The 23,787-nt window shown below is 71.9% G+C and carries 6 protein-coding genes; 4 read left to right on the plus strand and 2 right to left on the minus strand.

Annotated elements, in window-relative coordinates; genetic code table 11:
• Positions 1–6: 6 nt before the first annotated feature.
• Together FHU35_RS19495 and FHU35_RS19500 are read right to left on the minus strand one after the other, a co-directional pair.
• Positions 7–10,215, minus strand: coding sequence for a type I polyketide synthase (locus FHU35_RS19495; protein ID WP_145741813.1), 10,209 nt, complete (start codon positions 10,213–10,215; stop codon positions 7–9).
• A 39-nt stretch (positions 10,216–10,254) separates the two neighbouring features.
• A complete protein-coding gene (locus tag FHU35_RS19500; protein WP_186459512.1) occupies positions 10,255–17,790 on the minus strand; it encodes a type I polyketide synthase in 7,536 nt (2,511 codons plus the stop codon).
• Between the two features lie 303 nt (positions 17,791–18,093).
• Here FHU35_RS19500 and mhpA point away from each other — a divergent pair, with 303 nt between their 5' ends.
• The 4 genes from mhpA (at position 18,094) to FHU35_RS19520 (ending at position 23,763) form a co-directional block, all read left to right on the plus strand.
• Complete coding sequence (gene mhpA / locus FHU35_RS19505; RefSeq protein WP_145741818.1) at positions 18,094–19,758, plus strand: bifunctional 3-(3-hydroxy-phenyl)propionate/3-hydroxycinnamic acid hydroxylase MhpA; 1,665 nt, start codon at positions 18,094–18,096, stop codon at positions 19,756–19,758.
• 37 nt (positions 19,759–19,795) lie between these two features.
• Entirely contained in the window at positions 19,796–20,767 is a 972-nt protein-coding gene (locus FHU35_RS19510) for a class I SAM-dependent methyltransferase (RefSeq protein ID WP_145741821.1), read from the plus strand.
• A gap of 109 nt (positions 20,768–20,876) precedes the next feature.
• Complete coding sequence (locus FHU35_RS19515; protein WP_222429433.1) at positions 20,877–21,911, plus strand: methyltransferase; 1,035 nt, start codon at positions 20,877–20,879, stop codon at positions 21,909–21,911.
• 76 nt (positions 21,912–21,987) lie between these two features.
• Complete coding sequence (locus FHU35_RS19520) at positions 21,988–23,763, plus strand: FAD-dependent monooxygenase (RefSeq protein WP_145741823.1); 1,776 nt, start codon at positions 21,988–21,990, stop codon at positions 23,761–23,763.
• Positions 23,764–23,787: the final 24 nt, after the last annotated feature.

Consider the following 23,787-nt stretch of genomic DNA (forward strand, 5'->3'; position numbering starts at 1 on the left):
TCAGCCTCACTCTTCCGATGCGGCGTCGCCGGATGCGGAGGCACCCTCGAACGCCATCGTGATCAGGTCTTCAGCGTCCATCTCGTCGATGTCCTCGACGTCGTCGGCGGCGCTGGGCTCGGACGGGGTTCGCACGCCGCCGAGTTCGAGCAGGGAGTCGAGCAGGCCCGCGTCGCGGAGCCGGTTGAGCGGAACGCGCCGCAGCACCTCGCGGATGCGCTGCTCGGTCAGGGCCGAGGCGTCCTCGTCCACCGGGGCGAGCTCGGCGCCGAGGTGCTCGGCGAGCCCCGTGACGCTCGGGTGGTCGAAGGCCACCGTGGCCGGCAGGCGCAGGCCGGTCGCCTGGCTCAGCGCGTTCCGCAACTCCACGGCCGTGAGCGAATCGAACCCCAGGTCGGTGAAACCCGCTCCGGTATCGACCGATTCGATCTCCGAGTGTCCGAGAACGGTTGCGGCGTGGGTCCGGACGAGTTCGGTGAGCATTGCCTCGCGCTCGGAGTCGGAGGCACCGCGCAGCCGCTCGGCCAGCAGCGGTCCGGCGCCGGCCGTCGCTCGCCTGCGGCGGTTCGGCCTGACCAGTTCGGCGAAGATCCGGGGCAGGTCGGCCGTCGAGTCGCGCAGCGCCGCGGCTTCCAGCCGCACAGGCACGAGCGCGCACTCGGACCGCGCGCCGGCCGCGTCGAACAGCCGCACGCCCTGCTCGACGGGCAGCGAGCCGACGCCGTTGCGCGCGGTTCGCTGCCGCGCGGCGGCACCCAGCTCGGCGGCCATGCCGGGCGCACCGGTGTCCTCCCACAGGCCCCAGGCCAGCGACTGCCCGACCAGCCCGCGGGCCCTCCGGTGCTGGACGAGTGCGTCCAGGAACGCGTTGGCCGCCGCGTAGTTGCCCTGTCCCGGACCACCGATCACCCCCGCGGCGGAGGAGAACACCACGAAGGCGCTGAGCGGTAGTGCACTGGTGAGCTCGTGCAGGTGGACGGCGGCGTCGACCTTCGGCCGCAGGACCGACCCGACCTGCTCGTCGGTCAGGGCCTCGATCACGCCGTCGTCGATGGCGCCCGCCAGGTGCACCACGCCGGTCAGCGGGTGCTCCGCTGAGATACCGGCCAGCACAGCGGCCAGCGCGTCCCGGTCGGCGACGTCGCAGGCGGCGAACTCGACTTCGGCGCCCCACCCCACCAGTTCGGTGCGCAGCTCCTGCGCACCGGGTCCCGACTCGCCGCGGCGGGTCGCGAGCACGAGGTGGCGGACGCCGTGCTCGGCGACGAGGTGGCGGCTGAACAGCCTCCCCAGCATCCCACCGGCGCCGGTGATCAGAACCGTGCCGTCGGGCTCGAAGGTCGACGCGGGTGGTCCGCCACTCGCGTCGGCGCGGCGGAGCCGTGCCCCGGAGAAGCGCGTGCCGCGCACCAGGACCTGCGGCTCCCCGGTCGCCAGGACGCTCGCGGCGTCGAGCTCTCCGTCGACGTCGGCCAGCACGACCCGGCCGGGGTGCTCCGCCTGCGCGGAGCGCACCAGCCCCCACACCGCCGCACCGGCGAGATCGGTGACGTCCTCCCCGGTCTCCCCGACCGCGGACCGCGTCACGACGAGCAGCGTCGCGTCGGTGTCGCGGGCCAGGAATTCCCGCAGCAGAGCCAGAACTCGCAGGACCTCGGTCCGCACCTCGGTCTCGTCGGCACCCGGGTTCGTGCGGAGGACCTCGACCTCGCGCTCGACCGGCGCGCCCGGTGACACCGGTACCCACCGCAGCTCGTAGAGGTCATCGGCTCCGGCGAGCTGCTGCGCCGAGACGGGCCGGGTGACCAGCGAGTCGATGGTGGCCACGGGCGCACCTGCGGTGTCGGCCAGCGCCAGCGCGACGGTCCCGTCGGCGCCCGGTGTCAGCCGCACCCGCAGCTCCGAGGCGCCGGAGGCGTGCACGGTGATGCCCTGCCAGGAGAACGGCAGGACCGCTCCGGTGGGCTCGGCGGCGCGCAACGCGGAGTCCAGCAGCGCCGGGTGCAGGCCGAAACCGCTCGGTCCACCTGCTGGAAGCCGCACCTCGGCGAACACCTCGTCGCCGCGTTGCCAGGCCGTGTGCAGGCCCTGGAACACCGGGCCGAAGTCGAAGCCGGCGTCGGCGAACCGCGCGTACCGGTCCTCGACGTCGACGGGCTCCGCGCCCTGCGGCGGCCATTCGCCGAAAGCGCCTTCGTTCCAGTCGCTTCCCCGCTCCGCGAGCACTCCGCCGGCGTGCTCGGTCCACTCGCCCGCCCCTGCGGGACGGCCGTGGATCGCGAGGGTGCGGCGGCCCGATTCGTCCTCCGCGCCGACACGCACCTGCAGATCCACGCCGCCCTGCTCCGGCAGCACCAGCGGCGCCGCGAGGGTCAGCTCCTCGACCCGGGCGCATCCGAGCTCGTCCCCGGCGCGCACGGCCAGCTCCAGGAACGCCGTGCCCGGCAGCAGCACCCGGCCCAGGACGACGTGATCGCCCAGCCACGGATGGCTGTCGAGCGACACCCGGCCGCTGAACAGCTGCTCCCCGGACCCGGCCAGCTCCGCACCGGCGCCGAGGAGCGGGTGCTCGACCCCCGCCAGCCCCAGGCTCGACGCATCACCGGGACGCTTGGCCCCGGCGGCCCAGAACCGCTGGTGCTGGAACGGGTAGGTCGGCAGGTCGACCCGGCGCGCTCCGGTTCCCGCGTACGCGGCGTTCCACCGCACGTCGGTTCCGTTCACGTGCAGCCCGGCCAGCGCGCGGAGCAAGCAGGTCTGAGCGTCCTCGTCCTTGCGCTGCGCCGGGACGATCACCGCGGCCCCGGGCGCGGATTCGGCGACCAGCGCGGACAGCACGCCGTCCGGGCCGAGCTCCAGGAACGCGCTCGTCCCGGTTTCGGCCAGCTCGGTGACCGCGTCGGCGAACCGCACGGTCTCCCGCACGTGCCGCACCCAGCGCTCCGGCGAGGTCACGTCCCCGGCGGCGGCGATGGGGATCTGCGGTTCGCGGAACGTCAGACCTTCGACCACGACGCGGAATTCGTCGAGCATGGGATCCATCAGCGGCGAGTGGAACGCGTGGGAGACCTTCAACCGCGTGGACTTCCACCGCGCGGCCACCTCCAGCACCGGCGCTTCCTCACCGGCCAGCACGACCGAGCCCGGACCGTTCACCGCGGCGATCGACACCCCGTCGACCAGGTGCTCCAGCACATCGCTCTCGGCCGCCTGCACCGCGACCATGGCTCCTCCTCCCGGGAGGGCCTGCATCAGGCTCGACCTGGCGTTGACCAGCGCGCACGCGTCGGCCAGCGAGAGCACGCCGGCGACGTGCGCCGCCGCGATCTCGCCGATCGAGTGCCCTGCGAGGTGGTCGGGACGCACGCCGAAGGACTCGACGAGGCGGAACAGCGCGACCTCGAGCGCGAACAGCGCGGGCTGCGCGTAGCCGGTGCGGTTGAGCACCTCGACGTCGTCGCCCCACATGACCTTCCGCACCGCGGGGTCGAGCTCGGCGAGCACCGCGTCCAGGGCCTCGGCGAACACCGGGAACCGGTCGTAGAGCTCCCGCCCCATCCCGAGCCGCTGGGCGCCCTGACCGGAGAACAGCACCGCCAGGGAGCGCTCGCCGGCGATCCCCCGAGCCAGCTCGACGGGACTTCCGCCCTCGTCGGCGACCAGCAGGGCGCGGTGGTCGAGCTCCGACCGCGATGTCAGGGAGAACCCGACGTCCGCTGCGGGCCGCTCGACCCGCCGCAGGCGTGCGATCTGCTCGTCCAGCGCCGCTTCCGCCTTCGCCGACACCGGCCACGGCATCGGTCCGGCCTGAGGTCGCGACGGGGCTTCTTCGGGGGCAGCGATCGACGGCTGCTCGATGATCACGTGGGCGTTGGTCCCGCTGACCCCGAAGGAGGAGATCCCGGCCCGGCGAGGACGACCCGCGTCGACCCACTCCGCCGGAGACGTGACCAGGTCGACGGCGCCGGAGTCCCAGTCCACGTGCGAGGAGCGGGTGTCGGCGTGCAAGGTCTTCGGCACCACGCCGTGCTGCATGGCCAGCACCATCTTGATCACACCGGCGACACCCGACGCCGCCTGCGCGTGGCCGATGTTGGACTTGATGGTGCCCAGCAGCAAGGGCCGTTCGCGATCGCGTCCGTAGGTGGCCAGCAGCGCCTGGGCCTCGATGGGATCGCCCAGCGTGGTGCCGGTTCCGTGCGCCTCCACCACGTCGACGTCCGATGTGGACAGTCCGGCTCGCGCCAATGCCTGGCGGATCACCCGCTGCTGCGAAGGACCGTTGGGCGCGGTCAAGCCGTTCGAGGCACCGTCGGAGTTCACGGCGCTGCCGCGCAGCACGGCCAGCACCGGGTGTCCGTGGCGCTGAGCGTCCGAGAGGCGTTCCAGCACCAGCAGCCCCGCGCCTTCCGACCACCCCACGCCGTCGGCCGACTCGGCGAACGACTTGCACCGGCCGTCGGGCGACAGTCCCCGCTGGCGGGAGAACTCCAGGAACGTGCGCGGGGTGGACATCACCGTGACCCCGCCCGCCAGCGCCAGCGAGCACTCGCCCTGCCGAAGCGCCTGCGCCGCCAGGTGCATCGCCACCAGCGAGGAGGAGCACGCCGTGTCCACGGTGACCGCAGGGCCTTCGAAGCCGAAGCTGTAGGCCACCCGCCCCGACACCACGCTGGGAGAGCTGCCGAGGTTCTGGTATCCCTCGAACGCGGGCTCGGTGAGCAGATCGCCGTAGTCGTTGTACATCACGCCGGCGAACACACCGGTCTGGCTGCCGCGCAACGTGTTCGGGTCGAGACCGGACCGTTCCAGCGCTTCCCACGCCACTTCGAGCAGGAGGCGCTGCTGGGCGTCGGTGGCCATCGCCTCCCGCGGCGACATCCCGAAAAACGCCGCATCGAAATCACCCGCATCATGCAAAAACCCACCATGCCGCGTGTACGAAGTACCCGCACTATCAGGATCCGAATCGAACAACGAATCCAGATCCCAACCCCGATCCACCGGGAACCCAGAAATCGCATCCACACCACCGGACACCAACCGCCACAAATCCTCCGGCGACGACACCCCACCCGGATAACGACACGACATCCCCACCACGACCACCGGATCATCCACCACGCTCGACACAACCGGAACCAACTGGGCAGCAGCCGATTCAGATCCGAACAGCTCGTCGTGGAGGTACGAGGCCAGCGCCTTCGCGGTCGGGTGGTCGAAGCTCGCCGTGGTGGGCAGCCGGAGGCCTGTCGCGGCACCCAACCGGTTGCGCAGGTCGACCGCCGTCAGCGAGTCGAAACCCAGCTCCTGGAAGGCCTTCGCCGTGTCGATCGCGCTCGGGTCAGGATGCCCCAGCACCGCGGCGACCTCACCGCGCACCAGCTCCGCGAGTGCTCCGCGACGCTCCGAGTCTCCCAGCGAGTTCAGCCGCGCCATCAGCGATTCGGTCGTCGCCGTGCCCACCGGCGACCGGCGCGACCTGGTCCGCACGAGCCGGCGCAGCAGGGGCGGCACCTCACCGGCCGACCGCAGCACCGCCAGGTCCAGCCGGACGGGCACCGCGACGGGGCGACCGGTGGACATCGCGGCGTCGAACAGCCGCACACCCTGCTCCCGCGTCAGCGGAGGGGTTCCCGAGCTCGCCAGGCGCTCGGCGTCGACGTCCGAGGCCATGCCGAGCTGCCACGGGCCCCACGCCAGCGACACGCCCGGCATCCCCAGCGAGCGGCGGTGTTCGACGAGCCCGTCCAGGAAGGCGTTGGCCGCCGCGTAGTTCCCCTGGCCCGCCGTGCCGAGGACGCCCGCCGCGGAGGAGAAGACCACGAACGCGGACAGGTCCTCGGTGAGCTCGTGCAGGTGCCACGCGGCGTCCACCTTCGGCCGCAGCACGCGGTGCACGCTCTCCGGGGTCAGCGCTTCGATCACGCCGTCCTCGACGGCGCCGGCGAGGTGGACGACCGCCCGCACCTCGTGCTCGTCGAGCAGGCGCGCGACCGACGGGCGATCCGCGACGTCGCAGGCCCGGATCGCGACGCGGGCGCCCTGGGCGGTGAGCTCGGCGAGCAGGTCATCGGCGCCTGCGGCCTCCGGGCCCCGGCGGCTGACCAGCAGCAGGTCGCGCGCCCCGTGCTCGGCGACGAGATGACGGGCCAGCACTGCGCCCAGTTCTCCGGTGCCGCCGGTGATCAGCACGGGTCCGTCGAGACCCCAGCTCTCGTCCTGCGGTGCCGCGCGGGCGAGCCGCGCTGCGAGCAGTTCGCCACCGCTGATCGCCACCTGCGGTTCGTCGCAGGTCACCGCGCGCGCGAGCAGGTCGTGGCCGACCGGCTCGGCGCCCAGGTCGATCAGCCCGAACCGGCCGGGGTGCTCGGTCTGCGCCGAACGCACCAGACCCCACACCGCCGCCGCCACCGGGTCGGCGCCGGACACCGCACCGCGCGTCACGAACGTCAGCCGGGAACCGGCGACGCTCTCGGCGGCCAGCGAGTCCTGCAGCAGGGACAGCGCTCGCTCGGTGACAGCGTGGGTGGAGGCGACCACGTCGCCGGGATCCCCGGCGATCGGGACCAGCACCACGCCCGCACCGCACGAGGCCAGGTCGGTCCCGAAGCCCGCTTCGACTCCTGCGCTGCGCAGCGCTTCGGCGATCTCGTGGACGTCCTCGCCCAGGACCGTCACCCGCTCCGCGAGGGCTTCTGCCGAGCCGGGCACCGCAGTCCACTCGACGCCGAACAGCGCGTTCTCCGGGCGCACCGCGGAACCCGGCTGCGCCGGAACCGGACGGGTGCGGAGGGAATCGATGGAGGCCACCGGCAGACCGGTGGTGTCGGTGACGGTCAGCACGAGCTCACCGTCGGCGCCCGGCGCGACGCGCACCCGGACCTCCGAGGCGCCGGTGACGTGCAGGGCCACGCCCTGCCAGGAGAACGGCAGCCCGGCCCGCTCGATCAGCTCGTGATCGGCGATCCCGGAGGCATGCAGGCACGCGTCCAGCAGCGCGGGGTGGAGACCGAACCCGCTGCCGTCCACGCCGTCCGGGAGCGCGACCTCGGCGAAGACCTCCACGCCGCGCCGCCACACCGCGCGCAGACCTCGGAACACCGGGCCGTAGTCGAAACCGGCTTCCGCGAACCGCTCGTAGCCGGCCTCCACGTCAGCGGGGAGCGCACCGGCAGGTGGCCACGCGGCCAGGTCGGCGGGCACGTCCTGGCCTCGCACGCCGAGGAGGCCACCGGCGTGCTCGACCCACGGCAGGTCCGCCTCGCCCTCGGGACGGGAGAGAACCGCGACCGAGCGCCTGCCGAACTCGTCGGCAGGGCCGACCGACACCTGGAGCTGCACCGCGCCGCGCTCGGGGATCACCAGCGGAGCGGCGAGCGTCAGCTCCTCGACCTGATCGCAGCTCACCTCGTCGGCGGCGCGGATCGCCAGTTCGAGGAACGCGGTTCCGGGGAGCAGCGCTTGTCCCGCCACAGCGTGGTCACCAAGCCACGGGTGTTCTTCCAGCGACAAGCGGCTGGTGAACAGGAACCCGCCCGAGCCCGCCAGCTCGACGCCCGCCCCCAGCAGGGGGTGCTCCACCTCGGCCAGACCCGCGGCGCGCACGTCGGCTCGCCCGGCCGAGAGCCGGGGCCAGTAGCGGCGCCGCTGGAACGGGTAGGTCGGCAGATCGACCTGCTGCGCCCGCGTGTCCGCGAAGAACGGGGCCCAGTCCACGTCCACACCGGCCACGTGCAGACCGGCCAGAGCCGAGAGCACGGCGGCCGCGTCCCCGCGGTCCTTGCGCAGCGCGGGGATCACCACGGCGTCCGGGGGCGCGGATTCGGCGGCCATCGCGGTCAGGACGCCGTCAGGTCCCAGCTCCAGGAAGGCGTTCACCCCGGCGTCGGCGAGACGCGAGAGCGCATCGCCGAACCGGACCGTTTCCCGCACGTGCTGGACCCAGTGCTCCGGTGAGGTCACGTCCCCGGCGGCGGCGATCGGAATGCTGGGGGCGTGGAAGGACACTTCGCTGATCGCAGCGCGGAACTCCGCCAGCATCGGGTCCATCAGCGGCGAGTGGAACGCGTGGGAGACCTTCAGCCGCGTGGACTTCCACCGCGCGGCCACCTCCAGCACGGGAGCTTCCTCACCGGCCAGCACGACCGAGCCCGGGCCGTTCACCGCGGCGATCGACACGCCGTCGACCAGGTGCTCCAGGACCTCCGGCTCACCGGCCTGCACCGCGACCATCGCACCGCCGGTGGGCAGCGCCTGCATCAGGCGCGCCCGCGCACTGATCACCGTGCACGCGTCGGCCAGCGAGAACACGCCCGCCACGTGCGCCGCCGCGATCTCACCGATCGAATGCCCCGCCACCTGGTCCGGGCGCACGCCGAAGGACTCGACCAGCCGGAACAGCGCGACCTCGAGCGCGAACAGCGCGGGCTGCGCGATGCCGGTCTCGTTCAGCGCCTCGGCGTTCGGCCCCCACATCACCTCGCGCACCGCGGGGTCCAGGTGCGCCAGCACGGCGTCCAGGGCCTCGGCGAACACCGGGAACCGGTCGTAGAGCTCCCGTCCCATCCCGAGCCGCTGCGAACCCTGACCTGAGAACAGCACCGCTGTGGAGCGCTCACCGGCCACGCCGCGCGCCGCCTCGGTCACCGAGTCGCGGGAGGCCAGCAGCACCGCGCGGTGCTCGAAGGAGGACCGGCAGGTGACCAGCGAGAAACCGACGTCGACGCTGACGCCGTCCGACCCGCGCAGGCGGTCGATCTGCGCGTCCAGCGCGGCCTCGGACTTCGCCGACACCACCCACGGCACGACCGCGGGCGACACCCACGCCGACGGCGCGGGCACCTCCGCCACCGCCGGGTGCTCCAGGATCACGTGCGCGTTGGTCCCGCTGACGCCGAACGAGGACACCCCGGCGTGCCGCGGACGTCCCGTCTCGGGCCACGCCACGGGTGCGGTGAGCAGCTCGACTCCGCCGCCCGACCAGTCGACGTGCGATGACGGCGCGTCGACGTGCAGCGTCCGGGGCAGCACGCCTCGGCGCATCGCCATCACCATCTTGATGACGCCCGCGACCCCGGCCGCCGCCTGCGTGTGACCGAGGTTGGACTTCACCGACCCCAGCAGCAGCGGACGTTCCCGGTCGTTGCCGTAGGTCGCGATCAGCGCGTCGGCCTCGATGGGATCGCCGAGGGCCGTGCCGGTGCCGTGCGCTTCGACGGCGTCCACTTCGGACGCTTCGAGCTTCGCCGAGCGCAGCGCGTCTCGGATGACGCGCTGCTGGGAGGGACCGTTCGGCGCGGTCAACCCGTTGGAGGCTCCGTCGGAGTTCACCGCCGAGCCCCGCACCACCGCCAGCACCCGGTGCCCGTTGCGCTGCGCCTCCGACAACCGCTCCAGGACCAGCACGCCGACGCCTTCGGACCAGCCCGTGCCGTCGGCCGAGTCCGAGAACGCCTTGCACCGGCCGTCCGCGGCGAGCCCGCGCTGCCGGGTGAACTCGACGAACGCGTGCGGCGTGGCCATGACGGTGGCACCGCCTGCCAGCGCCAGCGTGCACTCCCCCTGCCGCAGCGACTGCGCGGCGAGGTGCATCGCCACCAGCGACGACGAGCACGCCGTGTCCAGCGTCATCGACGGGCCCTCGAACCCGAACGCGTAGGACACGCGACCGGACAGGACGCTGGCGATGTGCCCGGTGGCCGCGTGCCCTTCGGGGGCGTCGGTGCCCGTGCCGAGGAGGGTCGCGTAGTCCTGACCGTTCGTGCCGATGAAGGCGCCGGTCCTGCTGCCCCGCAACCGGGCGGGGTCGATGTTCGCCCGTTCCAAGGATTCCCAGGCGGTCTCCAGCACGAGGCGCTGCTGCGGGTCCATCCCGGCCGCTTCGCGCGGCGAGATCCCGAAGAAATCGGCGTCGAAATCCGCTGCGGAGTCGAGGAACCCGCCTTCGGAGGCGAGGCTGGCTCCGGCCAGCGCGGTGGTGTCCCAGCCCCGGTCGTCCGGGAACGACGAGACCGCGTCCACGCCGTCGCGGACCAGTTCCCAGAGCGCTTCGGGCGAGGTCACGCCTCCCGGGAAGCGGCAGGCCATGCCGACGATGGCGATGGACTCGCTGTTCCTGAGCTCCAGCTCGGACACGCGTTCGCGGGCGCGGCGGAGATCGACGGTGGTCCGCCGCAGGTATTCGACAACTCTGTCCTGCTGATCTTCCGGCACCGGTCCACCTTCGTGTCACGTGTCGAGCGGGTCTCAACGTCAGGAGAGGTCGAGCAGCCCGTTGTCGATGGTGTTGAGCAGTTCGTCCACGGGCATCGCCTTGATGTCGTCCTCCGAGGGCAGACCGCCTGCGGAGGGCTGCGTCCGGTCGCGCAGCCAGGCTTGGATCTCCTCCAGCCGCTGCCGGATCGCCTCGCCGTCGACGTCGCCGGCCGAGGACCGCAGCGCCGCCTCGAAGCGGTCGAGCTCGTTCAGGGCGGAGCCGACCGGGGCCGCTTCCTCGACGGTCAGGTTCGCCAGCAGATGGCCGGCGACGGCGCGGGGCGTCGGGTGGTCGAACAGCAGCGCCGTCGGCAGCGGCACACCGGTCGCCTTCCGCAACCGGTCCCGCATCTCCACGCTGGTCAGAGAATCGAACCCCAGATCGCGGAAGGCGTTGTCGACCCCGATCGCGGTGGGGCTCGGGTGTCCGAGCACCGCGGCGGCCTCGGCTCGCACCAGGTCCAGGACCGCGCGGTCTCGATCCGCGGGCACCATCCCCGAGAGCCGCTGCACCAGAGCCGTTTCGGATCGATCCGCGCGTTCCGCGGCGTCGACGGCGCGGCGTGCGGCGTCGACCCCCGACAGCAGCGGGCTCGGCCGCACGGCGGTGAAGCCCGGGGCGAAGGTCTCCCAGTCCAGGTCGGCCACGGTCACCGAGGTCCGGTCCTCGGCGACGCAGCGCCACAGGGCCGCGATGGCCGGTTCGGGGTCCATCGGCAGCACGCCGCGCCGCCGCAGCCGCTCGGCGATCGTCGCGTCAGCAGCAGCGCCCGCCCCGGCCCAGGCGCCCCACGCGACGGACGTCGCGGGCAGCCCCTCGGAGCGGCGCTGCTGGGCCACCGCGTCCAGCACCGCGTTGGCGGCCGCGTAGTTGGCTTGCCCCGCGTTGCCCACCGCGCCCGCCAAGGACGAGAAGAGCACGAAGAAGTCCAGGTCCCGTTCCCGGGTGAGCTCGTCGAGCAGCAGCGCCGAGTCCACCTTGGACTGGTACACGTCGCCGAACCGCTCGGGCGTCAGCTCGTCCAGCACGCCGTCGTCGACGACACCGGCCGAGTGCACCACCCCGGACAGGTCGTCGATTCCCGCGAGTACCGCGGCGAGGGCGTCCCGGTCGGCGACGTCGCAGGACTCGATCCGCACCCGGACGCCCTGCCCGGTCAGCACGTCCCGCAGTTCGGCGGCGCCCGGCGCCCCCGGACCGCTCCTGCTGAGCAGGACCAGTCCTTCGGCACCGCGTTCGGCCAGGTCGCGGGCCACGTGCCCACCCAGCGAGCCGGTGCCGCCGGTGATCAGCACCGTGCCCGTCGGCGCCTTCGGTTCGACGTGCGACAAAGGGGCGGGTGCGAGCCTGCGGGCGAACGCGCCCCAGGTTCGGATCGCCACCTGATCTTCGACGTTCGCCGCGAGGACGCCGGTGAAGCGCTGCGCGCTGCGGGTGTCGAGCACGTCGGGCAGGTCGACCAGACCGCCCCACCGGTCCGGGAGCTCCAGCGCGGCGACCCTGCCGAGACCCCACACGCCGGCGTAGGAGGAGTCCCGCACGTCGTCACCGGCACCGACCGACACCGCGCCGCGCGTCACCGCCCACACACGGGCGTCCACGCCCGCGTCGCCCAGCGCCTGCAGCAACGCGGTGCACTCGATCTCGTCGAGCAACGACACCACGCCGTCCGGCGCGGGCAGATCCACCAGCCGCTTGCCCAGCTCCTCGCGCTGGACTCCGGGGCCGGTCTCGACTCGCACCGCACCCGCACCGAGGGCATCCACGACCGAGGTGGCCCACGGATCAGCCGCGAGCTCGTCGGGCATCGCGATCCACCAGGTCCCGCCCGCCGGCACCGAGGGCAGTCCCGGCAGCGGGGTCCAGGACTCCTCGTAGCACCAGGAGTCCGTCACACCGGATACCAGCTGATCCGGCCAGTACCGCTGTCGCTGGAAGGCGTAGGTGGGCAGATCCACCCGCTGCGCGCCGGTACCGCTGAAGCACTGCGCCCAGTCGACCTCGACGCCGACCGCGTGCAGTCGTGCCAGCGCCTCGATCAGCGCCGGCTCGGCGTCGCGGTCCTTGCGCTGCGCGGGAACCAGAACCGCGTCCTCCGGAACGGATTCGGCCGCCATCGCGGTCAGAACGCCGTCCGGGCCCAGTTCCAGGAACGCGTCCACGTGCCGTTCCGCCATCGAACGCACGTGGTCGGCGAACCGCACCGAGTTCCGCACGTGCTGAACCCAGAACTCCAGCGACGTCACATCGCCGTCAGCCACGATCGGGATAAGGGGTGCCCGCAAGGACAGCCCGCCGATCGCAGCGCGGAAGTCGTCCAGCATCGGGTCCATCAACGACGAGTGAAACGCATGGCTGACCAGCAGACGCCTAGACTTCCACCGCCCGGCCACCTTCAGGACGTCGGTCTCGTCACCGGCCAGCACCACCGAGGACGGGCCGTTCACCGCCGCGATCGACACACCGTCGATCAGGTGCGGCAGGACCTCGGCCTCACCGGCCTGCACCGCCACCATCACGCCACCCGTGGGCAACGCCTGCATCAGACGGGCCCGAGCGCTGATCAACGCACACGCGTCCTCCAACGAGAACACACCCGCCACATGCGCAGCCGCGATCTCACCGATCGAATGCCCCGCCAAGAAATCCGGCCGCACACCGAACGACTCGACCAAACGGAACAACGCCACCTCGAAGGCGAACAACGCAGGCTGCGCAAATCCCGTCTGGCTCAGGGCATCCTCGTCCTCGCCCCACATGACATCCCGCACGCCGGGGTCCAAGCGCTCCAGCACGGCATCCAAAGTTGCTGCGAACACCGGGAAATGACCGTAGAGATCACGACCCATCCCCAGGCGCTGCGAACCCTGACCCGCGAACAACACGCCCACCGACCGCTCAGCAGCAACACCACGCGCCACCTCGACCACACCGTCGCGCGAAGCCAGCCACACGCCGCGGTGCTCGAACAGCGACCGCGACTCCACCAGCGAGAGCCCGACGTCGGCCGGTGAGCGCTCGACCGCGCGGACCCGCGCAGCCTGCTCGTCCAGGGCTGCCTCGGACTTGGCCGACAGCACCCACGGCACCGCGGAGGGGAGCACCCGCTCCTCCTCCGCGGTCGGCACGACCGGCGGCGCCTGCTCGACGATCACGTGCGCGTTCGTCCCGCCGATCCCGAAGGAGGAAACCCCGGCCCGGCGAGGACGTCCGGTGCCCGGCCACTGCGCCGACGCGCTCACCAGCTCGACCGAACCCGATCCCCAATCCACGTGGGACGAGGGTTCCTCCGCGTGGAGGGTTCGCGGGACCACACCGCACCGCATGGCCATGACCACCTTGATCACACCGGCGACGCCCGCCGCCGCCTGCGTGTGACCGAGGTTCGACTTGACCGAACCCAGCAGCAGCGGCCGTTCCCGGTCCTGGCCGTAGGTGGCCAGCAACGCCTGCGCCTCGATCGGATCACCCAGCGACGTCCCGGTGCCGTGCCCCTCGACCACGTCGACGTCCGAAGTGGACAGACCGGCGCGCGTGAGCGCCTGGCGGATCACCCGTTGCTGCGACGGCCCGTTCGGCGCGGTCAGCCCGTTGGAAGCGCCGTCGGAGTTCACGGCGGAACTCCGCAGCACGGCCAGCACCGGATGTCCGTTGCGCCGGGCGTCGGAGAGCCGTTCCAGCACGACCACGCCGGCGCCCTCGGACCAGCCGACGCCGTCGGCGGCGTCGGAGTAGGACTTGCACCGGCCGTCGGCGGACAACCCGCCCTGCTTGGTGAACTCGACGAACGTCGACGGCGTGGACATGATCGTCGCGCCGCCGGCCAGCGCCAGCGAGCACTCGCCCTGCCGCAGGGACTGGGCTGCCAGGTGCATCCCCACCAGCGACGACGAGCAGGCCGTGTCGACCGTCACGGCGGGGCCCTCGAAGCCGAAGGCGTACGCGACGCGGCCGGAGGCGACGCTGCCCGCGGTACCGGTCGTCCAGTACCCCTCGGTGCCCTCCGGCGCCTCGGCGAGCCCGGTTCCGTAGTCGTGGTACATCACGCCGGTGAACACGCCCGCGTCGCGCCCGCGCAGCGACACCGGGTCGATTCCCGACCGCTCCAGCGCCTCCCAGGAGACCTCCAGCAGCAGCCGCTGCTGCGGGTCCATCGCCAGCGCCTCGCGCGGTGAGATCCCGAAGAACGCGGCGTCGAAATCGGCTGCGTCGTGCAGGAATCCGCCGTGCCGGGTGGCGCTGGTGCCGGGCCGTCCCGGGTCGCCGCCGGACATCGTCGCCAGGTTCCACCCGCGGTCGGCCGGGAACGGCGAGAGCACCTCGGCGCCGTCGGCGATCAGCTGCCACAGCTGCTCGGGCGATCGCACGTCACCGGGGAACCGGCATCCCATGCCGATGATCGCGATCCCCTCACCGGTGTCGGCGCGCGGTACCGCGACCACAGCGGTCGGCGTCCGCTCGCCGAACAGCTCGGCGCGCAGGTGGCGGGCCAGGGAGTCCGGGGTCGGGTGGTCGAACGCGACGGGCGCGGGCAGGTCCAAGCCGGTGACCACCGTCAACCGGTTGCGCAGCGCGACCGCGCTGACCGAGGTGAGCCCGAGCTCGCGGAACGCGCTCCTGGCCGCCCCGGTCCGCAGCGACGGAAGCCCGAGGGCTTCGGCGACTTCGGTGAGCACCAGGTCCAGCAGGCAGGATTCCTGCTGCTGCGGCGACATCTCGGCCATCCGCTGCCGCAGCGCCGAACGGCCCCGCTCGTCACCCTCGGCCATGCGCGACGAGGCCTCGGTCAGCTCGCGCAGCAGGGCCGGCGGCTCTCCGGAGGTCCTGACCCGCGTGATGACGGCGAGCCCGAGGTCGCTCCCGGTGGCGACGTCGAGCATCCCCACCAGCTCCCGGCCGGGCAGGTCGGTATCGACGGCCAGGCACAGCGCGGGCAGACCGCGGAAGCGCCGGTGCTGCGCCAACCCCACCAGGAACTCCTGCAGCGCGGCCTGCTCGCTCCCCGCTTCGCCGAGCGCACCCGCTGCGGTTCCCACGAGCAGGAAAGCACCGATCTCGTGCTGCTCGGTGAGCCGGTGGAGGTTCACCGCCCCGTCGGCGACGGACCGGAAGTCGGTCTGCGCCTCTCCGCAGTGCAGCACCGCTGCGATCGGACGTCCGAGCTCGGCCAGCTCGGCGTCCAGCGCCCGGTGATCGGCGGCGTCGCAGGCGGCGACCCGGGTCTCGGCTCCGAGATCGGCCAGTTCGGCCGCGAGCTCGTCGGCGCCGCCGACGACGGCGAACAGGACGTGGCGCGCACCGCAGGCGGCCACGAGGTGGCGGGCGATCGTCGCAGCGGCCGGACCTGCGGCACCGGTGACGACGACCGCGCCGTCCGGGTCGAGCCGCAGCAGCGACTCCCCCACCGCGGCGACCGACACCCTGATCAGCCGCGGTGCGAGCACGACGCCCGCCCGAACGGCCAGCTGCGGCTCCGCAGCGGCGACCGCAGCGGCCAGCGCGTCGACGGAGTCCTCGTCGAGGTCGATCAGCGAGAACCGGCCCGGCTGCTCGGCTTGCAGGGCGCGCAGCAGTCCCGACACGGGCGCGTGCACCAGGTCCGGCACGTCCTCATCGCCGGCCGTGGCGACCGCACCTCGGGTGACCACCACCAATCGGGTTGCCGGAAGCGGGTTCTCGGTCCACTCCCGCAGCAGGTCCTCGACCCGCCGCACCGCGTCCCGCGCAGCTCGGCCGAGGTCGTCCGCCGTCTCGGGCGGCAGGCACACGACGGCGACGTCGGGGGTCGGCCCCTCAGCGGCTCGGAACGCCGCGACGTCGGGGTGGGCGTCGACGGCCGTTCCCGCCGCCGTGAGGGCGGGTGCCACGCCGAAGAGATCCGGGCCGAGCACCGTCCAGGACGCCGGCGCACCCGCGTCGTCCTGCGGCAGCGGCTTCCAGGTCAGCCTCAGCAACGACTCGTGCCTGCTGCGGGCCGCACCCCGCAGCCGCGCGGGGAGGTCGAGCAGCACGTGCCGGGTGATCTTGCCGGAGGCGGTCCGGGGGACCCGGTCGATCTCGTACAGCTGCTCGGGGATCTTGAAGCTCGACAGCTGCTCGCGGCACGCGGCGTAGATCCGCTCGGCGTCGAAGTCGGGTGAGCGCGGCACGACGAACGCGACCGGCACCTCGCCGAGCACGTCGTGCGGCTCGCCCACGACCGCCACGTCGGCGACCCCGGCAACACCGCGCAGCACGTCCTCGACCTCACCGGGGTGGATGTTCTCCCCGCCCCGGTTGATCAGCTCCTTCACCCGGCCGGTGATGGTCAGGTAACCGAACTCGTCCTGCCGGGCCAGATCCCCGGTGCGGTACCAGCCGCCGGGCAGCGCGGCCGCGGTCGCCTCGGGCTGGCCGTGGTAGCCCACCATCAGGTTCGGGCCCTTGACCCTCACCTCGCCCTCGTCGCCCAGAGCGACGTCGAGCTCGGTCGCCGGGTCGACCAACCGGATCGCCTGCCCCGGCACCGGAAGACCGCAGGAGCCGTCCACGCGGGTACCGGTCTGCCAGTTCACCGCCATCAGACCGCAGGTCTCGGTGCTGCCGTAGCCGTCGATCAGCGGGACCCCGAAGGTCTCCTCGAACGCGGTGCGCAGCGAGGCCGGGCACACCGAGCCGGCGGTCAGGCAGCGCTCGAGGCCGCTGATCCGGACGTCGCTGCGCTGCGCGGCCTCCAGCACGTGGTGGTACATCGCGGGCACGCCGGTGAGGAAGGTGTAGTCCTCGTCCTGGAACGCCCGGAGCACTTCCTCGCCCGAGAACCCGTCGAGCACGCGGCAGGTCGCCCCGACCGCGGTCACCCCGATCACGCACAGCACGTGCGCCAGGCTGTGGTGCAGCGGCAGCGGCCAGAGCACGCGGTCCTGCTCGCGGAGGCCGACGATCGGCGCGTAGCAGGCCGCCACCGACCACAGGCAGCTGCGCTGGGTGGACAGGACGCCCTTCGGCTTCCCGGTGGTGCCCGAGGTGTAGAGCATCCAGGCGATGTCGTCGAGCGACTGGTCATCGCGGGCCGGGCGCGGCGGCTCGGACCCGACCAGGTCCGCGTAGCGGCTCACCGCCGCCGGTGCGTCGACCGGCAGAGGTCCGCTCCCGGTGACCAGGACCCGCAGGTGCGGGCGTCCCGGCAGCAGCGCCACGACCTGGTCCAGACGCCCGGGGTCGGTGATGATCGCCCTGGTCCCGCTGTCGTCGACGACGTAGGCCAGTTCCGCGTCGGCGGAGTGCGGGTTGAACGGGACGGCCACCCCGCTGGCCCGGATGATCGCGAGGTAGCTCTCCAGGGTCTCCACGGAGTTGCCGAGGTAGATCAGCGCGCGGTCACCGGGATCCAGCCACTCCGCCAGGTGCCCCGCCAGGCGGCCGGTGTTGCGCTCGTACTCCGCGTACGTGAGGTCTCGCCGGTGGTCGCTGAACGCGATCTTGTCCGGGATCCGCTCGGCGTGTTCCCGCAGCAGCACCGACAACGGCCGGATGAGTTCGGTACGCAGCACGACGACGCTCCCTCGTCCAGTGGCTGATCGGGTCCGCGCCGTTCGGGCCGTCGAACTGACCACGCGAACCGGGAGATCTCGGCACCGGACGACGTTGCTTGCAACCAGTCGCGACGCTAATCCCAGACGTAGTGAGATTTTCCCTAGCTGTTCGCAGCGGCTTCGGGACGAGCCGCGCAGGTTCTCCACCCGCACGCTCATCGAGCGCTTGAGAACTGGGAGAAACACGAGACTTCTGCGCCTACGGTTGACGGCGCAACACTGTCCACGCCACCGCCTCCGACCACACCGAGCGGAAGTGAGATGCCGATCCCTGCTGTGCCTCCCAGATCCGACCGCGGCGCCGACGCGGACGTGGTGATCGTCGGCTGCGGTCCGGTGGGGCTCACCCTCGCCCTGCAGCTGGCCCACCGCGGGTGGGAGGTGGCCGTGCTGGAGCGATACGCCGAGCAGTACCCCTTCCCCCGCGTCGTGACGATCGACGGCGAGACCGCCCGGAACTTCGCCGCCGCAGGCATCGGCGATCAGCTGCACGACCTCGGCGAGGAGATGGGCGTCTACGAGTTCCGCAACGCCGACGGCAAGACCCTGCTGAGCTTCGACGCACCCTACCGGCCCGGGCACCAGGGGTGGCCGAAAGCCGCGGTGATGCACCAGCCCTCGTACGAGGCGGCGCTGAGGGCGCACGCCGAGACGCTGCCCAACCTCAGGATGCTCTACGGCCACGAGGTCCACGGCCTGGTGGATCGGGGTGAGCACGTCGAGGTGCGCGCCACCGGCCCTGAGCTCACCGACGCGTCCCTCACCGGGTCCTGGCTGGTCGGTTGCGACGGCGCGAACAGCACCGTCCGCGAGCACATGGGCGTCGAGGTCACCGATCTCGGCTTCTCCCAGGACTGGCTGCTGTGCGACGTGGTGTTCCACGAACCGCGCGAGTTCCACCCGACGGACGTGCAGATCTGCGATCCGGCGCGCCCGACGACCATCGTCGCCAGCGGACGCGGCCACCGCCGCTGGGAGTTCATGCTGCTGCCCGGCGAGACCCCCGAGGAGCTCAGCACCGTCGAGGCGATGTGGGAGCTGCTGGAACCGCACGGCGCCACGCCGGAGAACGCCTCGCTGACCCGCAATATCGTCTACACCTTCGACGCGAGCGCGACGCAGCGGTGGCGCCTGGGCCGGCTCCTGCTCGCCGGCGACTCGGCGCACCTGATGCCCCCGTTCGCCGGCCAGGGCATGTGCTCCGGCGTGCGCGACGCCGCCAGCCTGTCCTGGCGGCTCGACCTGGTGCTGCGCGGCCTGGCCACCGAGCGGCTGCTCGACACCTACCCGGCCGAGCGCGCCAAGCAGGTCCGGCGCACCACCGACGCCTCGATCGAGATGGGCAAGCTGGTCTCCGAGCTCGATCCGGTGAAGTCGGCCCGCAGGGACGAATACCTCATCGCCGCCCGGTCCGAGCAGGACCAACCGGAGGCCGCGCCGCCCTCGTTCCCGCTGGAGGACGGCTTCCTGCGCCGCGCCCTCGGCCGCACGATCGTCACACCGGCCGGTGAGCTGATGCCCCAGGGCCAGGTCGCGCGCGGCGAGCAGCGGGGCCTGTTCGACGACGTGGTCGGCAACGGCTTCGCGCTCATCACCTCGCTGGATCCGCACGACGCGCTGGACGAGGACGGGCGCTCGTTCCTGGAGAGCATCGGGGCGAACCTGGTCCGCGTCCTGCCCTTCGGTTCCGGACCCAAGCACGCCGGGCCGGACGAGGTCGTCGACGTCGGCAACGTCTACCTCCCCTACCTCGCGGATCAGAAGCAGGTGGCGGTGCTGGTGCGGCCGGACTTCTACGTCTTCGGCGGCGCGAGGGACCGCGCCGACGTCGCCCGGCTCGTGCGGGAGCTGCGGGCGCAGATCACCGGTTCCACGTCGATCCAGCGACGGCCGGTCTCGGCCCACCAGCGCAGTTCCCAGCAGTGACCCCGCAGAACCTGGCGCAGAAAGGGCGGCCACGACGATGTCGACGAGCACGCAGGATTCGAACCCCGCGACGGCGGAGGACTTCAACTCGGGTTTCCGCAAGCTGAACGCGCCGCCCCAGGCCGAGCGTCGCGGCCCCGAACCCGAGCAGATCAAGGGTGCGGTCTCGGAGATCTACAACGGGGTCGCGTCGTGGTCGACCCACGGCGACTTCTGGAACTGGGGCATGCACGACGACGCATTGCTCGACGAGATCCGCTCCCTGATCCCCGGTTTCGACCAGTACGACACCGACGGCCTGTCCGAGCAGCTGTACTTCCAGGCGCTGCGCCAGGTCCCGATCCCGCTCGACGGCTACGCGGGCAAGAAGGTCCTCGAGGTCGGGTGCGGCTTGGGCGAAGGGCTGAACTTCGCGTCCCGGGTGATCAACGCCTCGCAGGTCGTCGGACTGGACCTGTCCCGGGCGGCGACCGACCGGGCCAACGCCAGGCTCTCCCGCGGCGATCAGCTGCGCTTCGTGCAGGGCGACGCCGAATCCCTGCCCTTCGGCGACGGCGAGTTCGACGTCGTCCTCAACGTCGAGAGCTCCCACAACTACCCGGATCTCGGCGGTTTCCTCCGCGAGGCCGCCAGGGTGCTCAAGCCCGGCGGCCACCTCTCGCACGTCGACCTGTTCATCGAGGAGTCCCACGCACGCCTCACCCAGCTCAAGCAGGACGACGGCGACTTCGAGTGGGTCGAGGAAGTCGACATCACCGAGCAGGTGCGCTCGGCCATCCGGAAGCGCCTGGAACCGGGCAGCTTCTACCGCAGGAACTTCTCGTCGAAGAAGCTCGGACTCAAGACCCGGATCATGATGGGCCGCGGCGGAAGTCACCTCGCCGGAGCGGATTTCGTCGGGCACAAGGATCTCGTCGACCGACTGCTGGAAGCCACCCGGATCCGCCCCAAGCGCGTCCTGCAGGACTACCACAGCTACCGCCACCACATCGCCCGCAAGAAGGCCTGAGAGCTCGTCCCGGCGATTCACCGCGTTCCACGTCGTGCACTGGGCGTTTCACTAACGCGGAAGTGCCTATCGTGACGGTCGTTCGCCTCCCCCGACGGCAGGAGAAGTCGTGACTGACATCGCGAACAAGGTCAGCCAGCAGCCGCTGCTCGACCTGACCACCGGCTTCATGCGCTTCAAGACCTTCGCGGCGGCGGTGGAGCTGGACGTGTTCAGCCGGCTCTCCGACGGGCGCGAAGTCACCGCGCAGGAGTTCGCCACCACCATCGGCCTGCAGCAGCGCCCGGCGGACATCCTGCTGCCGGCGCTGGTGGCGCTCGGGCTGCTGGACAAGGACGGCGAGAAGTACCGGAACTCCGCTGTGGCCGAGGAATTCCTCGTCAAGGGGCGCCCCTACTTCTTCGGCGGGTTCGTGCAGTTCTACGACCGCGGCCTCTACCCCGGCTGGGAACAGCTGGTGAACTCCCTGCGCACCAACAGGTCGATGTTCGTCGACCCGGAGAAGCAGGACACCGTCTTCGCCCCCAACGACTTCATGATGAACTTCTTCTGGGAGGCGATGCACTCGCTGGCCGGCTACACCGGCAAGGCGCTCGGCGAGGTCTACGACTTCGGCGCGCACCGGGCGCTGCTCGACGTCGGCGGCGGCTCGGGCGGTATCCCGATCGAGCTGTGCCAGACGGTTCCCGGACTCACCGCGGGCGTGTACGAACTCCCCCACGTGTGCCCCGTGATCGAGAAGAAGATCGGCGAAGCCGGGCTCGACGGCGTCATCAGCGCCCTGCCCGGCGACTTCAACACCGACGAGGTGCTGCCCGGCGGCTACGACGCGATGCTGCTCAGCCAGGTCATGCACTGCGGTGGCGAGGAATCCAACAGGGCGCTGCTGGACAAGTGCTTCACCGCCCTGGAACCCGGTGGGGCCGTGCTCATCTGCGAGCTGCTGCTCAACCCCGACCGCACCGGACCGGCGAACGCCGCGGTGATGGGTCTGAACATGCTCGTCAGCCACCCGGGCGGGCAGAACTACTCCGAGGCCGAGTACCGGGATTGGCTCTCCGGCGCGGGATTCGTCGACATCGACGTGGTCCGGTTCGACGCGGCCGGGGCCGACGGAGCGGTGATCGGCCGCAAGCCGGCCTGACGGTGTCGGCCCCAACTCGGTCTGCACAGCAGCGGAACCTGACTCGTCGTCTGGGCTCCGGACCCAGGAAGGAAACATGAGCGATTCGGAGACCACCGATGTGCCGGTCCTCATCGTGGGCGGTGGCGGCGCGGGACTGACCGCCTCCATCCTGCTGTCCCTGCACGGAGTGGACGCGCTGCTGGTCAACTCGGCACCGGCGACCTCGACCCTGCCCAAGGCCCACGTGCTCCACCAGCGGACCATGGAGATCCTGCGCGACGCCGGGATAGCCGGGGCCGTCTACGAACGCGGCACGCCGGCGGAGAACATGGCCCGCGCGGGCTGGTACGTCGAGGGCAGCGACCACGAGGATCGCGGTCGCTGCCTGGCCAAGCTCGAGATCTGGGGAGCGGGCGGTGAGAACCCGGCGTGGCGCGCCGCCAGCGCCTGCCGACCCGCGAACCTCCCGCAGATGCAGCTCGAACCGCTCATGCGTGACCGCGCCGAGGAACTGGCCCCGGGTCGCGTGCGGTTCGGCCACGAGATGACCGACTTCCGGCAGGACGCCACCGGCGTGACCGCCGACGTGCGCGACAACGCGACCGGACGCACCTACCAGGTGCGCAGCCAGTACCTGCTCGCCTGCGACGGCGGCCGGTTGATCCGGCCGGCGCTGGGCATCGGCACCGAAGGCGTCGACGACATCGCGCGCATGGTCTCGGTGCACCTCTCGGCCGACCTGTCGACAACCCTGACCGACCCCGAGGTGCTGCTGCGGTGGCTCTGGCTGCCGGAAACCGGTGTGGGCGCGACCCTCCTTCCCGCGGGCCCGCACCACTGGGGACCGGATTCGGAGGAATGGGTGGTGCACACCAGCCCGGTCACCGGTGACGTCGACGAACTCGACGACGAGTCGATCCTGGCCGAGGTGCGCACCATCCTCGGCCTCGACGCATCGGACGTGCAGGTGCACGCCGTGTCCCGCTGGACGATGGGCGGCTCCGTCGCGGAGCGGTTCCGCGAGAACCGCATCTTCCTGCTCGGCGATGCCGCGCACCGGTTCCCGCCCACCGGCGGGTACGGCCTGAACTCCGCGGTGCAGGACGCCCACAACCTCGTCTGGAAGCTGGCGGCGGTGCTGCACGGCGATGCCGGTGAACCCCTGCTGGACACCTACGAGGTCGAGCGCAGGAAGGTCACCGGCCGCACGGTCGGGCAGGCGGTGAACAACATCGTCAACCACCTGCAGGCGATCGAGACCGTCGGCATGGGCCCCGACAGCGTCCCCGCGGAGAACTGGGTGGCGCTGCGCAGGCTGTGGAGCAGGAAACCGGAGGACGCCGAGTTCCGGGCGGCGGTGCGGCGCGTCATCGACTCCCAGTCGATGGAGTTCAACGCCCTCAACCTGGAGTGCGGCTACACCTACGAGTCCGCCGCCGTGATCCCCGACGGCACCCCCGAACCTCACAACCCCGACCCGATCCGCCACTACCAACCCGACGCGCGACCCGGTCATCCCCTGCCGCACGCGTTGCTCGAGGACCACGACGGCCACCGCGTGGCGCTCATGGACCTGGTGCGGCCGGGCCGGTTCCTGCTGATCGCGGGCGAGGACGACGCGTGGACGAAGGCGGTGGGCGAGCTCGTCGAGCTCTACGACGTGCCGCTGGACGTGCTGAGCATCGGCCACGTCGACGGCGACTACCACGACCCGCGGTCCACCTGGGTCTCCCACCGCGGCATCACCGCGCGCGGCGCCGTCCTGGTCCGCCCGGACCGGTTCGTCGCCTGGCGCAGCCCCGACGCGGTCGAGGACCCCGTCGCGGAACTGACCCAGGTGCTCACCCCGCTCCTCGGAGGCACCCGGTGACGGGGAGCCGGGTGCGACCGCTCA

Source organism: Saccharopolyspora dendranthemae, assembly GCF_007829955.1.
In the GTDB taxonomy this organism is placed as follows: Bacteria; Actinomycetota; Actinomycetes; order Mycobacteriales; family Pseudonocardiaceae; genus Saccharopolyspora; species Saccharopolyspora dendranthemae.